Below are 13398 nucleotides of genomic sequence, written 5' to 3' on the forward strand. Positions count from 1 at the left end.
GGCCGTGGGGCCGGGCGAGGCTGGGCTGCGCCTACTTCACCGCACCCGCGGTGAGTCCCTGAACCAGGTACCTCTGCAGGAGCAGGAAGCCGGCCACGACCGGCACGCTGACCACCAGGGACGCCGCCATGACCTGGTTCCAGTACACGTTGTTCTCGGTGGCGTAGCCGCGCAGGCCGACGGCCAGGGTGCGGGTCGACTCGTCGGTCATGACCGAGGCGAACAGCACCTCGCCCCACGCGGTCATGAACGCGTAGATGGCCACCGCGACGATGCCGGGGATCGCCGCCGGGATGACCACCCGGAACAGCGCGCCGAGCGGCCCGTTGCCGTCCACCTTGGCCGCCTCGTCCAGCGCGGTGGGGATGGAGTCGAAGTAGCCGACCAGCATCCAGATCGAGAACGGCAGCGAGAAGGTCAGGTAGGTGACGATCAGCCCGGTGCGGGTGCCGTACAGCTCCAGGCCGGTCGCGTGCCCGAGGTTCACAAAGATCATGAACAGCGGCAGCAGGAACAAGATGCCGGGGAACATCTGCGTCGACAGCACGGTGACGGTGAAGATCCGGCGACCGGCGAAGCGGTAGCGGCTGACGGCGTACGCGGCGAAGATCGCCACCGTCACCGACGCCACCGCCGAGATGGACGCCACGACCAGGCTGTTGACGAAGTACCGGCCCAGCGGCACCGTCTGCCAGATGTCATGGAAGGGCCGCAGGGTGAGGGTCGAGGGGATCCAGTCGAACCCGCTCTGCACGTCGCGCAACGGCTTGAGCGAGGAGCTCACCATCACGTAGAGCGGCAGCAGGGTGAACAGGGCGAGCAGGCCGAGGACGGTCCAGCGCACCCAGGGCAGCCATCGGGGCTCACGCATCGCTCTTCCTCCGGGAGGTCGTCACCAGGTAGACCGCGGTCACCAGCAGCAGGAACAGCAGCAGCAGGACCGACATCGCCGAGCCGGAGCCGAAGTTCCAGGTGATGAAAGAGCTCTGGTAGATGTGCACCGAGATCAGGTCCGCCTGCGGCGGGGCCGCCTTCCCGAACAGCACGTACGGGGTGTTGAAGTCGTTGAAGGTCCACAGGAACAGCACCAGCAGCAGCACCTGGTTCACCGGACGCAGCATGGGCATGGTGATCGAGCGCAGTTGCCGCCACCATCCGGCGCCGTCGATGGCCGAGGCCTCGTACAGGTCGTTGTCGATGTTCTGCAGCCCCGCCATGAGGATCAGGAAGGCGAACGGCCAGGTGCGCCAGACGCACACCACGACCACGGCGGCGAAGCTGTTGCCGCCGATCAGCCAGAACGGGCGGTCGCCGAACAGGTGGAGCTGGTCGACCAGGACGTGGTTGACCAGGCCGGTGTCCCGCTGGAACATGAAGCTCCAGGTGATCACGCCGGCGTAGACGGGCAGCGCGTACGGCACCAGGAACAGGGTGCGCAGCAGGCCCCGCCCGCGGAAGGCGCCCTGCATCAGCACGGCCCCCGCCGTGCCGAACAGCCACGACAGCCCGACCGCCAGCACCGTGAACACCACCGTGACCAGGAACGAGTGCAGCAGCGCGGCGCCCACCGCGGAGTCGACGTCGACGGCGACCTTGTAGTTCGCCAGGCCCGCGAAAGGGGCGGCCGACCAGTTCCTGATGAAGAACTGCGTCAGCCGCAGGAAGCTCATCCAGGCGCCGACCAGCATGGGGATGACGTGGATCAGCAGTTCGAGCAGGATCGCCGGGAGGATCAGCAGGTACGGCAGGCCGGCGCGGCGCAGCCGTGCGAGGAGCCCGGCGGCGGCCCGCCGCCCGGCTCCCGGCGGACGCGGCCCGCCGTGCGCCGTCGCGGCCGTCCGCCGCTCGTCATGGTGAGGCGTGGTGCGCGCGACCATCTGTTCCTTCTCGGTTCGGCAGGGCCGGTCGTTCTCGGCGTCGCATGGTGGTTCGTCGTCCGCTGTCGCCGCGCCGCCCGGCCGGCCGGCGGCCGGGAGGCGAGGGTGACGGGCGGAGCCGGGCGGGCGGCGATCGGCGTCCGATCGGCGTGCCCGTCCCGGCTCCGGCATGGCCGCAGGTGTCTCGGGGGCGCCTTGGTCAGCTGCCCGGCTGGACCTGCTGGTTGGCCTGGGTCAGCTTGGCCTTGACGGAGTCGTCGCTGATCGGCTTGCCGCCGGCGGCGTCCGCCCAGAGCTGGTTCATGGCCGTGCCGACCAGGGTCTCGAACTGGCTCTCCTCGGGCACCTGGGGCAGCGGCGCGGCGGTGGTGGCCAGGATCTGCTGGAAGGTCTTGATGGTGTCGGTCTGGAACGCCGGGTCGTCGTAGCCGTCGGTGACCGTGGGCAGCGAGCCGTAGGTCTTGTTGAGCAGCTTCTGCTCCTCCGGGCTGGTCATGAACTTGACGAACTTCAGCGCGCTGTCCTTGTCCTTGGTGAAGTTGAACACCGACAGGTTGATGCCCGCGACCATGCCGTTGACCTGCTTGCCGCCCGCGCTCGGGTCCGGCAGCGGGATCGGGGCCAGGCCGATGTCGTCCTCGGACATGTCGCTCGCCTTGATGTTGGAGGCGATCGACTGCCACATCAGCATGCCGGCCTTGCCGTTGAGGAAGTCCTGCACGGCCTCGGTGCCGTTGCCGTACTCGGCGTTGCTCGGGTTGACGATCTTGTGCACGGCCATCAGGTCGAGGTACTGCTTGATGCCCGCGACGTTCTGGGGCGAGTCGAACTGCGGCTTGCCGTCGGGGCCGAACAGCTCGCCGCCGTGCTGCTGGGTGAACACGAAGGCGTGGTGGGAGTTCTCGCTGACGCTGGCGCCCTCCACCGCGAGGCCCCACTTGCCGCCCTTGGTGAGCTTCTTGCCGTCGGCGATCAGCTCGTCCCACGTCGCCGGCGGCTTGTCGATGCCGGCGTCCTTGAACATCTTCTTGTTGTAGAAGAGCCCGTAGGTCATGCCGTAGATCGGCACGCCCACCGGCGGCTTGCCGGGGGCGCCGGTCGCGGCGAGGCTGGGGCCGAGGAAGCGCTGCCTGCCGCCGAGACCCGACAGCAGCGTGTCGTCGAAGGGCAGGAAGGCGCCGGTGGCCTGCAGCGAGGCCGACCAGGTGTTGCCGATGTTGACCACGTCCGGGCCCTTGCCGGAGGTGGTGGCCGCCAGGATGCGGTTGAGCAGGTCCGCCCAGGGGACCACCTCGACGTTGACCTTGATGCCGGTCTGCTGCTGGAACTTGTCCAGTTCGGGCTGCAGGATCGACTTGTCGGCCTCCAGGCTGGGGCCCTGGTTGGAGGCCCAGTAGGTCAGCGTCTTGCCGGCGCCCGATCCGGAGCCGGCGGTCGCGCCGCCCGCGCTTCCGCCGTCGCCGTCGCCACCGCCGCACGCCGCGGCCGCCGCGAGCACGACGCCCGCGATCGCCAGGTAACCGAACTTCTGTATACGCACTGCAATCCCCTCAGATCTTCGCGACCACGGCCGGGGCCGCTGGTGTCGCCGTACGCGGGAGCGGCTTCGCCGGGAGCACGGGAAACCGCGGGAGGCCCTCGAACCGCAGGTGGAGCGCGAGCATGGAGGCGTCGAGCCGGTCCGGGAGGGACCCGGCGGGGGTGCGGGGTGGATGCACGGCCCTCTCCTTGTCGCAGGGGGTGTCCGCCGCCCGTCCTGGCGGCGGGGGCTGGAGAGCGCTCTCCTGACCGAGACTGTCTGGATTGGGAGAAGTTGTCAACACTCCAATGTTGACGATTTGGAAACACGCCCGGAACCGCCCTGGTCATCGACCATCCGGGACGAAACCGGCACGTGACCGGGTCGCGGGGAAACCGCTCTCCATGATCGGCGTACCGGCGTGACCTCCGCCCCGCCGCCACGCCGGCCGTCCTCCGCCTTCGGGAACCGGCGCCGGGGGCCGATCGTTTCCCGTGCGGTCAGGTCATACAGGCACGGCCAGAGAGGAAACCGTGGTCTTCAAACGGATGCTGGGAGCGCTGGGAGTCGGGGGCCCCTCGGTCGACACGGTGCTGTCCACCACGCGGGTGCGGCCGGGCGGCACGCTGACCGGTGAGGTGCGGGTCAAGGGCGGCGACTTCCCCTCCGACATCGAGTACGTCTCCCTGTCGCTGGTCGCCCGCGTGGAGGTCGAGTCGGGGGACTCCGAGCACACCGGCACGGCCGAGTTCTTCGGCGCGCGGGTCTGCGGCCCCTTCCACCTGCGCGAGGGGGAGCTGCGCACCATTCCCTTCCAGATGCCCCTGCCCTGGGAGACGCCCGTCACCGAGGTCAACGGCACGCGCCCGCACGGCGCGTTCGTCGGCGTGCGCACCGAGCTGTCGGTCGCCAAGGCCGTCGACAAGGGCGACCTGGACCCGATCTCGGTCGTCCCGCTGCCCTCACAGGAGGAGGTCCTGCGCGCCTTCGCCCGGCTCGGCTTCCACCTCAAGAGCGCCGACCTGGAGGCCGGGCGGCTGCACGGCGTCCACCAGCGGCTGCCGTTCTTCCAGGAGATCGAGTTCCACCCGCCCGCGGCCTGGGCCGGCCGCGTCAACGAGGTCGAGCTGACCTTCGTCGCCGACCCGGCGGGGCTGGTGGTGGTGCTGGAGGCCGACAAGCGCGCCCGCCTGTTCCAGCCCGGCCACGACGCCATCGGCCGCTTCCAGGCCACCCACGAGCAGGCGGCGCGCATCGACTGGGCCGCCGAGATCGGACGCTGGCTGGACGGCGTGGCGAACGGCCGCCACACGGCCGGACACAGCGGGTACAGCGGACACGGCGGACATGGCGGACACGGTGGACACGGCACGTACGGCGGCCAGTACTGGCACCAGGGCGACCCCCACGGCCACGGCGGGCACTACGGGCACCACCGCGACCACCACGACGGGCCGGGCTGGGGCGCGGTGGCGGCGGCCGGCGCCGCCGGCGTCATCGGCGGCATCGTGGCGGCCGAGGCGATCGACGAGATCGGCGACTTCTTCGACGGTGACGGCGGCGACGGCGGCGACTGGTGACCCCCAGGCGGAACGGCCGGCGATCCCCCCGGCCGGGGCGGCCGGTGACCGCCCCGAGGCGAGCCCGGCCGATCGCCCCGCGGACGGCCGATGACCGCCCCCGGGGCGGGGGCACGGGGCGCGGCGGTCAGCGGAGCGTCTCGGCGGCGCTCCGCTCGTCGAACTGGGTGCGGTACAGCTCCTCGTAGCGCCCGCCGGCGGCGAGCAGCTCGTCGTGGGCGCCGCGCTCGACCACCCTGCCGTCCTCGATGACCAGGATCAGGTCGGCGGCCCTGATGGTGGACAGCCGGTGGGCGATGACCACGGCCGTCCGGCCGGCCAGCGCCTCTCCCAGCGCCTCCTGCACCGCCGCCTCCGAGGTGGAGTCAAGGTGGGCGGTGGCCTCGTCGAGGATCACCACCCGAGGGCGGGCCAGGAGCAGGCGGGCGATGGTCAGCCGCTGGCGCTCACCGCCGGAGAGGCGGTAGCCACGCTCCCCCACGATGGTGTCCAGCCCGTCGGGCAGCCCGGCGACCAGTTCCTCCAGGCGGGCGCGGCGCAGGACCTCCCACAGCTCCTCCTCGGTGGCCTCGGGCCGGGCGAGCAGCAGGTTGGCGCGCACGGACTCGTGGAACAGGTGCCCGTCCTGGGTGACCATGCCGAGCGTCTCGCGCAGCGACTCGGCCGTCAGGTCGCGCACGTCCACCCCCGCAAGCCGCACGGCGCCCGCGTCGACGTCGTACAGCCGTGTGAGGAGCTGGGCGATCGTGGACTTGCCCGCCCCCGAGGAGCCGACCAGCGCGACCATGCGGCCCGGCTCGGCGCGGAAGGACACCTCGTGCAGCACCTCGACGCCGCCCCGGGTGTCCAGGGTCGCGACCTCCTCCAGGGAGGCGAGCGACACCTTGTCGGCGGAGGGGTAGGCGAAGCTCACGCCGTCCACCTCCACCGACACCGGCCCGTCCGGGACGGCGCGCGCGCCCGGCCGCTCGACGATCAGCGGCTTGAGGTCGAGCACCTCGAAGACCCGCTCGAAGCTGACCAGGGCGCTCATCACCTCGACGCGGGCGCCGGCCAGGGCGGTGAGCGGCGCGTACAGGCGGGTGAGCAGCAGGGCGAGGGCGACGACGTTGCCCGGTTCGAGCTGGCCGCGCAGCGAGTAGAAGCCGCCCAGGCCGTAGACCACGGCGAGCGCGAGCGCGGAGACCAGGGTCAGCGCGGTGACGAACACCGACTGCACCATGGCCGTGCGCACGCCGATGTCGCGCACCCGGCGGGCCCGCTGGGCGAACTCGGCGGACTCGGCGGCGGGCCGGCCGAACAGCTTGATCAGCGTCGCGCCGGGCGCCGAGAAGCGCTCGGTCATCTGGGTGCTCATCCGCGAGTTGTGGTCGGCGGCCTCGCGCTCCAGGCGGGCCAGCCGCGAGCCCATGCGCCGCGCGGGGACGACGAAGACGGGCAGCAGCACCAGCGCGAGCAGGGTGATCTGCCAGGACAGGCCGATCATGACGACCAGGGTCAGCAGGAGCGTCACCAGGTTGCCGACCACGCCCGACAGGGTGTTGCTGAAGGCGCGCTGGGCGCCGATGACGTCGTTGTTCAGCCGGCTGACCAGCGCGCCGGTGCGGGTGCGGGTGAAGAAGGCGACCGGCATGCGCTGCACGTGGTCGAACACGGCGGTGCGCAGGTCGAGGATGAGGCCCTCGCCGATGCTCGCCGACAGCCAGCGGGTGAGCAGGCCGAGCCCGGCGTCCAGCAGCGCGATGACGGCGATGAGCCCGGCCATCGTCACGACGCTCTCGAAGGCCGCCCGGTGCACGATCGCGTCGACGACCCGCCCGGCCAGCACGGGCGAGGCGACCGCGAGCACCGCCGACGCCACGCTGAGCAGCAGGAAGAATCCCAGCATGCGGCGGCGTGGCCGGGCGAAAGAGGTGATGCGCCGTAATGTGGCCCTGGAGAAGGGCCGCCGGTCTTTGGCGTGCATCGCGCTGTAGAGCGAATGCCACGCCGTCATTTCCATGCTCACAAGAACCCCCGTGTGTCGCCGCGCCGCGCCGGGCCGCGTCGCGAAAGAGGTCACCGGACGTCGCCGTCCGCGATCCTCCGGCCGGTGACCCACCGGTGAGCCTAAAACCTGAACATATGTTCACGTCAAGCGGTTTGCGCTGCTCCCGGACGACCGGGGCCGTTGTTTTCCGGGCGTACCGGCCGGGCATGGTCGCATCGTGCGGGATGAGACCGGCGAACCGGGCGTGGCGCGCTCCGAGGAGGGCCGCCCGCGCGAGCACGACGGCCCACCCGCGGCGGCCGAGGAGGTCACGGTGACGGCCTGCGAGAACGGCCCGCTGCTGGTGCGCGGCCCGTTCACCCTGCTCACCCAGGACGGGCGCCTCATCGACCCCGGACGGGCCACCGTGGCGCTGTGCCGCTGCGGCCGCTCGTCGGTCAAGCCGTTCTGTGACGGGTCGCACAAGGCCGCGCGCTTCCGCACCGGGACCGAGCCGCAGCGGCCCGGCTGACCCGGCGCAGCCGGCGCGCCGAGTGGGCCGCCAGGTGGATGCGCCTGCCCCAGTACGGGATCCCTCTGCCGGTGACGCGGGCGGCGAGCGCGAGCCAGCTGCACACGCCCCGTTCGAGCACCCAGCCGGGGGCCAGCAGCGCGCTGGTGAACGGGTAGACGCGCCCCCCGCCGCCGCGGCGCCGGCCGGTCTCGGCCAGCAGCACCACGACGAAGGCGCCCGCCAGGGCCGCCCGGTGGCGGCCGAGCAGCAGCGCGGCTCCGAGTGCCGGCAGGACGGCGAGGAACAGGGCCATGCGGGCGGGTTGTGCCAGGTCGTCGTAGGCCTGCCAGACCCGCTGCGCGCGAAACCGCCCCGGGCCGGGCGGCAGGCGCCGGACGAACAGGTCGCGCGGGCGCAGCTCACGGCCGCCGTGCGCGCGGACCGTGCGGATCAGCTCCAGGTTCTCGAACAGCACGTCGCCGTCGTAGCCGCCCATCCGCAGGAACGTCGAGCGGCGCACGCCGAAGGTGCCGGGATAGTCGGCCCCGAAGGCGCGGTTGAGCAGCGTGCGGGCGGTGTCCCACCGGGCGCGCCAGGGCAACGGCCGGTAATAGTTGTGCGGGCGCACCAGGTCGGCCTCGCCGAGCAGGTCGCGCACCCTGGCCAGGGAGAGGGCGTCGTAGCGCACGTCGTCGTCGGCGATGACGACGCGCTCGGAGCGCGCCCGCCGCATCCCCGTGGTGACCCCGTCGACCTTGCCGTTGAGGAAGTCCAGGCCGGGGTCGGGCCGCACGTGCACCGCGGCCACGCCCCGCCACGCCCGCGCGTGCCGCTCGAACAGCTCCGGCGGCGAGCCGTCCACCACGACCACCCGCGCGTGCTGCGAGACGCGGCGCAGGTAGGCGGTCAGCTCGCCGAGCCCGTCGTCGCGGGACCAGCGCAGCGGCAGCACGTAGTCCAGGCCCCTCACAAAGGCTCACCGCCGCGCAGCGAGCTCTCCCCCGCCTCCCAGCGGCCGAGCAGGTGGCGGGCGAACAGCCGCTCGAGCGCCAGGCAGCAGGCGGCGCCGAACAGCACCTCCCCCGCCAGAGACGGGTGGGCGGCGGCGAACGCGCCGCACATGTCGTGCGCGGCGAGCTGCTCGTGGACGGCGTCGGCCTGCACGTGCTCGTCGTAGAAGCGGGCCGTGGCGGCGTCGGCGCCCAGGCGCCGCAGCCCGCGGGCGTATTTGGCGTTGGGCTGCGACGAGGTCATCTCCAGGGCCGCCAGGTGGCCGAGCAGCGCGCCCCGGTGCCGCCGGTGCAGCCCGAACAGCGACATCGTGGCCAGGGCCGCCAGGGTGATCGCGGGGACGCGGTCGACGTAGTGCCCGTAGTCGTCGCACAGGCCGAGGCCGCGCATGGTGGCCCGGTACAGCTCGGCGTGCATGCGCTCGCGGCGCCCGCCGCCGTACTCGTCGGCCTGGATCTCCACCAGCGCGGCCTTGGCCCGCCCGCGCAGGCGCGGGATGGCCCAGGTGTGCGGGTCGGCCTCCTTGAGCTGGTAGACCGAGCGGTGGACGACGAACTCGCGGAACCGCTCGGGCCCGGCGTCGTGCGCGAGGTGGTCGGCGAGCAGGGAGTCCCCGTCGCCGCCGGCCGTCAGTTCGGCCAGCGCCGCCGGGACGCGCTGGGCGCGCACCGGGGCGGGGCGGGGCACGGCGTCCGCCAGGCCCTCCTCCAGCCGCCGCTCCAGCCGCGCGCGCAGCCGCAGCAGCGACGGGTGCCACTCCCACCGCTCGTCGACGCCGTCGAAGCCCTGGTAGTGCAGCTCGTAGCAGGTGTACAGGGCGATCTGGAGGTCCTCGTCGTGCAGGGCGGGCTCGCCGGAGTCGACGGCGACCTCCTCCAGCTCGCGGGGGGCGCCGGCCAGCCGCCCGAACAGGAACGCGCTGAGCGGCCCGCGGGCCTCGGGCAGCCGGGGCGGGGCGGGCGCCGGTCCCGCGTCCTCGGCGGGGCCGGCGACCGCCGGGGACCGCGGGGCGCCGGTCTGGTCAGGGTGGGTGCGCTTGGCGGGTTTCAAGGGCTGCATGGCCGCGTGGGCTCCTCACGTGCGTCGTGCCGGCCGCCGCCGCTGACGGCGGGCCGCTGCTCGGCACGTGCCCGGTGTCCGCGCAGGTCAACCGGCCGAGGAGCCGGTGGACGGCGTGTCGTACGGCGTGTCGCCGGCGCGGCGCGGGACGGTCTCGGCCTTTGCCCGAACCCATGCTGCGGATTTGCCTCCGCTCGGGTGACCTGTCCGAGATGTCATGGTTAGGTGAGTCTTGTACCGCGCCGTACTGGCGTATCCCGGGAAACCCATCGCGACGCTCCGCAGGCCGAGGGCACCGTCCCTCAGGGTCACAGAAGAATCTGGTTACGGAGTGATTCTCATGCTCAGACGACTCATCGCCACCGGTGTCCTGCTCACGGCAGCCCTCCTCGCGGCAGCGGCTCCCGGCCTCACCCGGGGCGGCGACTACGACGACGACGATGACGACTGGGACGACGACGACGACGATTACTACTAGGGGCCGCCACAGGCCCCCGTCCGCGGATCCCTTCCAAGGACCGCGAGCGGGACCGCCGCGACGGGCGGACCCGTCACCAGCGAAGCGCCGCCCCGCGAGAGACATCTCGCGGGGCGGCGTTTCACGTGCCGCCTCGGCGGTGGCCGGAGCGGGGAGGGGTCAGCAGCGCCTGCCGGCGTTGATGCAGTCGACCGCCCGCTTCATCAGTGCCTCCGACATCACGTTGATGAAGTCGCCGTGGTCGGTGATCGGCTTGTGCAGCTGCTCGGGGAAGCTGTCCACGGCGAAGCCCGGGCCCGGCGGCACGTTGTAGGTGATGCGCTGCTCCAGGGCAGGGATGGCCTGGAAGCCGTTCGCGCACGAGCCGTCGGCCGCGGCGAAGGCCACGTGGGTGCGGTGGTTGGCGCTGTCGATGTTCTTGCCGTCCCAGCAGCTCTGGAACTTGAAGGTCCGCACCACCTGGCTGCCGCGCGGGCAGATCGGGTACTTGTCCTTCAGCTGCCGGTTCTCGAACCCGGTGCACGACCAGCTCGCGTTGGCGTTGGTCGGGCCGTTGGTGAACGACTTGGCGTCACCGGTGATGATGCGCAGGAACAGCGGCATCGCGACGACCTTGCTGGTCGGGTTGCCGCGGAAGGTGATGGAGACCGACGCCGGGCGGACGATGCGGCCCACGTTGCCGTCCAGGCCGCCGCCGGCCTTGTCGGCGTCGTTGCCCCGCTGGTTCTGCAGGCGTACGACCGGCCAGTAGTGGGTGGACTTGTCACCGTTGGAGCAGGTCGTGCCTGCGGCCTGCAGGCTGTCGTTGGTCGAGAAGCCGCTGGTGTCGAGGTTGCCGACGTAGTCGTGCACGTGGTGGGCGCCGTTGGTGACCCCGGGGGCGACGATGACGTTGTCGGAGTTGAAGTGGCCGTTCTCGTTGCGCCCGCAGCGGGAGGAGAAGGTGCCCCGCGAGGCGTTCGCCCCGTCGGCGGGCCGGTTCACGTTGGGCTGCACGCGACGGATGTCGACGAAGTCGTCGGGCGAGGGGCCGGTCGCGCCGCCGGGCGGCGAGGCGCTGGCCGAGGGGGAGGCCGACGGGCTCGCCGAGGGGTCGCCGCCGCCGGGCGGGGGGGACGCCGAGGGGTCGCCGGTCGGGGAGGCCGACGGTTCGGGGGAAGGCGTCTGCCCGCCGCCGCCCGCGCCGTTCTGAACGGTGCAGGTGGCCAGCCCCGACAGGCCGGTGGCCTGCGCCCCGGCGCGCCGCAGCGCGGTGGCGATGCGGTTGATGACGATCGAGCGGCCGATCCTCAGCGGGTTCAGCACCGCGTTGCGCACCACACCGGCGTTGCCGGCACGGGAGCCGAGGCGCGCCAGGATCTGGTTGGCCTGGCCGATCTGCCGGTCGAGCAGGGTGAGGTTGCGCTGGACCTCCCGCTGGGCGGCCGAGGGGACCTCGGGGAGCTTGTCGGCCACCGACGGGCAGTCGACCGTGCGCCTGGCCGAGTTCCCGGAGCGGGCGCCGGCCGAAGCGCTCGGGTCGGCGGAGGCGGAGGCGGAGGGGTCGGCGGCGTCCTGGCCCTGTCCGGCGCCCTGGTCGGACGGCTGGTCCGACGCCCCTCCGGAGGCGGAGGGCTCGGGGGTCGCGGCGGCCTGACCGGCGCTCGCGGAACCGGTGCGCACGGCGCAGCCGGCCAGGTTCTCAAGGCCCTCGGGACGCTGGGCGACCCGGCCGATGGCCCCGGCGATGCGTTCCACGGTGGCAAGGCGCTTGGACTTCAACGGGTTCAGGATGGCGTTTCGCACGAAATCATTGCCGCCCTGCCCTTGGGTGGCGACCAGCCGCTTGTTCGCCTCGGCGATCTGCGAGTCGAGCAGCGCGAGGTTGCGCCGCACCTCGTCGGCCGCCGACGCCGGAACGTCGGGAAGCTCGTCCGCGACCGACGGGCAGTTCACCGTCGGGGCGGCGGTGGTGCCGGCGAGGCGTGAGGCGGCGCTGACGGCGGAGGCCGAAAGCGGCGCGTCCCGGCCCGGCACCTGCCCAGCCGGGGACAGGCTCGCCAGAACGAGGCCGACCCCCGCCCCACCTAGGGCAAGCAAACTCAGGACGGGCCTGAACCGCCGTCTGTGCTGAATTCCCATTACTAGAACTCCTCCCGGAGTACGTGCTCATGGCGGCATTGGTTGGTGCCCCATCGGCACGAGGTACGGGCGGAGGCGCGGGAGAGTTCGACGTACGGCGAAGAAACTTTCCGAATTTCTTCGGCCCCGCCGGACCCGTGCGAACCCGGGTGAACCGGACGGCCGCGCGCCGCGTACCCGCTGACGGTGACTTTCGCACGGCACAGTGACACGGCACAGTGAATGGGAGAACTGCCATGGGACGCCCAAGCCTCGGCACGCAGGTGACGACGCGCGCGAGCGCCGTACTCGGGTGCGTTCTCGCGCTCGGCCTCGCCACGGGATGCGGCGGCGGGGCCTCCGGCGGGCAGGCCGCCCCCGCCGCGGCGGCCGCCCCGGCGGCGGACGCGGGGCCGCCCGCCACGCTGAAGCAGCTCGCCACCAAGACCGGCTGTAAGAAGCCTCAGGTGCAGACCGATGCCGAGGAGCTGCGCCAGGGGGTGTGCAAGACCGACAAGGGCCAGTACACCGTGACGACGTTCGCCACGGACAAGGGCAAGAACGACTGGCTGGAGGAGGCCAAGAAGTGGGGCGGCAACTACCTGGTGGGCACCCGGTGGGTGATCGCGGGCAACGACCCGGGCGTGTTGCAGTCCTTCAGCGAGAAGGTCGGCGGGAACATCGAGACGGCCGCGCCGTGACGCCCGGGCCGGCGCCCGCACGCGGCGGGCACACCGAGCCAGGCCGACACGGTGAGCCCGGGCAGCCGGTTGGCCGCCGCGCCCGGCCCGGCCGCGCGGCGGCGCTGGCCCTCTGGACCGTTCTGGCCGGGTGCCTGCTGACCGGGTGCGGGGGCGCGCGGGCCGCCGTCGGCGCCCCGCCCACCGTCGAGCAGATCGCCGCCCGCACGGGGTGCGTGAGCCCGCAGTTGCAGGTCGACGCCCAGGAGCTGCGGCAGGGGATGTGCAAGACGGCGCGGGGCCAGTACTCGGTCACGACGTTCGCCACGGAGAAGGGCAAGCAGGAGTGGCTGGACGACGCGCTGAGCTACGGCGGCGCGTACCTGGTCGGCACCCGCTGGATCGTCCTGGGCAACACCCCGGAGATGCTCGAGCCCTTCCGCGTGACGCTCGGCGGCACCGTGCGGACGGGCGGGCACACGATGCCGTCCGGGGAGCCCATGCCGCAGGATCACACCATGTCCGAGGGACACTAGATGCCGGCCGACGGAACCCGGATGCCGATGCCGTGACCGCCGCGGATCCGCCGGCCGCTCGAACGCCCGTCTCGC

Annotated in this window: 13 protein-coding genes; 5 read left to right on the forward strand and 8 right to left on the reverse strand. The window is 72.4% G+C overall.

What is annotated here, in order from left to right:
- Window positions 1-31: 31 nt before the first annotated feature.
- The 4 genes from ACWEN6_RS16990 to ACWEN6_RS17005 all read right to left on the reverse strand — a co-directional run bounded on the left by ACWEN6_RS16990 (window position 32) and on the right by ACWEN6_RS17005 (window position 3595).
- Complete coding sequence (locus ACWEN6_RS16990) at window positions 32-871, reverse strand: carbohydrate ABC transporter permease (protein WP_354921089.1); 840 nt, start codon at window positions 869-871, stop codon at window positions 32-34.
- Window positions 864-1877: a carbohydrate ABC transporter permease gene (locus tag ACWEN6_RS16995; protein ID WP_354921092.1), complete on the reverse strand. Its 1014-nt coding sequence runs from the start codon at window positions 1875-1877 to the stop codon at window positions 864-866. The genes ACWEN6_RS16990 and ACWEN6_RS16995 overlap by 8 nt, the downstream gene beginning before the upstream one ends.
- 199 nt (window positions 1878-2076) lie before the next feature.
- A complete protein-coding gene (locus tag ACWEN6_RS17000) occupies window positions 2077-3417 on the reverse strand; it encodes an ABC transporter substrate-binding protein (protein ID WP_452571034.1) in 1341 nt (446 codons plus the stop codon).
- Window positions 3418-3427: 10 nt separating this feature from the next.
- Complete coding sequence (locus tag ACWEN6_RS17005) at window positions 3428-3595, reverse strand: hypothetical protein (protein WP_354848906.1); 168 nt, start codon at window positions 3593-3595, stop codon at window positions 3428-3430.
- 334 nt (window positions 3596-3929) lie between these two features.
- Between ACWEN6_RS17005 and ACWEN6_RS17010 the strand changes: the two genes are divergently transcribed.
- A complete protein-coding gene (locus tag ACWEN6_RS17010; RefSeq protein ID WP_452571035.1) occupies window positions 3930-4976 on the forward strand; it encodes a sporulation protein in 1047 nt (348 codons plus the stop codon).
- A 127-nt stretch (window positions 4977-5103) separates the two neighbouring features.
- Here the strand turns inward: ACWEN6_RS17010 and ACWEN6_RS17015 are convergent, their stop codons facing one another.
- Window positions 5104-6972, reverse strand: coding sequence for an ABC transporter ATP-binding protein (locus ACWEN6_RS17015; protein WP_452571036.1), 1869 nt, complete (start codon window positions 6970-6972; stop codon window positions 5104-5106).
- Between the two features lie 211 nt (window positions 6973-7183).
- On the opposite strand from ACWEN6_RS17015, the gene ACWEN6_RS17020 reads away from it, so the two are divergent.
- Entirely contained in the window at window positions 7184-7477 is a 294-nt protein-coding gene (locus ACWEN6_RS17020) for a CDGSH iron-sulfur domain-containing protein (RefSeq protein WP_452571037.1), read from the forward strand.
- Here the strand turns inward: ACWEN6_RS17020 and ACWEN6_RS17025 are convergent.
- Together ACWEN6_RS17025 and ACWEN6_RS17030 are read right to left on the reverse strand one after the other, a co-directional pair.
- Window positions 7404-8429, reverse strand: coding sequence for a glycosyltransferase (locus tag ACWEN6_RS17025; RefSeq protein ID WP_452571038.1), 1026 nt, complete (start codon window positions 8427-8429; stop codon window positions 7404-7406). The two genes, ACWEN6_RS17020 and ACWEN6_RS17025, sit on opposite strands and share 74 nt — an antisense overlap.
- The gene (locus tag ACWEN6_RS17030; RefSeq protein ID WP_452571039.1) at window positions 8426-9529 is read right to left on the reverse strand and encodes an iron-containing redox enzyme family protein; all 1104 of its coding nucleotides are present in this window, start codon (window positions 9527-9529) and stop codon (window positions 8426-8428) included. The genes ACWEN6_RS17025 and ACWEN6_RS17030 overlap by 4 nt, the downstream gene beginning before the upstream one ends.
- 340 nt (window positions 9530-9869) lie before the next feature.
- Here ACWEN6_RS17030 and ACWEN6_RS17035 point away from each other — a divergent pair, with 340 nt between their 5' ends.
- Complete coding sequence (locus ACWEN6_RS17035; protein WP_354848920.1) at window positions 9870-10007, forward strand: hypothetical protein; 138 nt, start codon at window positions 9870-9872, stop codon at window positions 10005-10007.
- Window positions 10008-10166: 159 nt separating this feature from the next.
- On the opposite strand, the gene ACWEN6_RS17040 is transcribed toward ACWEN6_RS17035, so the two are convergent.
- Entirely contained in the window at window positions 10167-12023 is a 1857-nt protein-coding gene (locus tag ACWEN6_RS17040) for a DUF1996 domain-containing protein (RefSeq protein ID WP_452571040.1), read from the reverse strand.
- Window positions 12024-12364: 341 nt separating this feature from the next.
- Between ACWEN6_RS17040 and ACWEN6_RS17045 the strand changes: the two genes are divergently transcribed.
- Together ACWEN6_RS17045 and ACWEN6_RS17050 are read left to right on the forward strand one after the other, a co-directional pair.
- Window positions 12365-12808, forward strand: coding sequence for a hypothetical protein (locus tag ACWEN6_RS17045; protein WP_354921115.1), 444 nt, complete (start codon window positions 12365-12367; stop codon window positions 12806-12808).
- Window positions 12805-13323 (forward strand): hypothetical protein, encoded by a 519-nt coding sequence (locus ACWEN6_RS17050; protein ID WP_452571041.1) that lies wholly within the window; start codon window positions 12805-12807, stop codon window positions 13321-13323. The genes ACWEN6_RS17045 and ACWEN6_RS17050 overlap by 4 nt, the downstream gene beginning before the upstream one ends.
- The last annotated feature ends 75 nt before the right edge of the window (window positions 13324-13398 follow it).

This window comes from Sphaerisporangium sp. NPDC004334, from assembly GCF_053602655.1.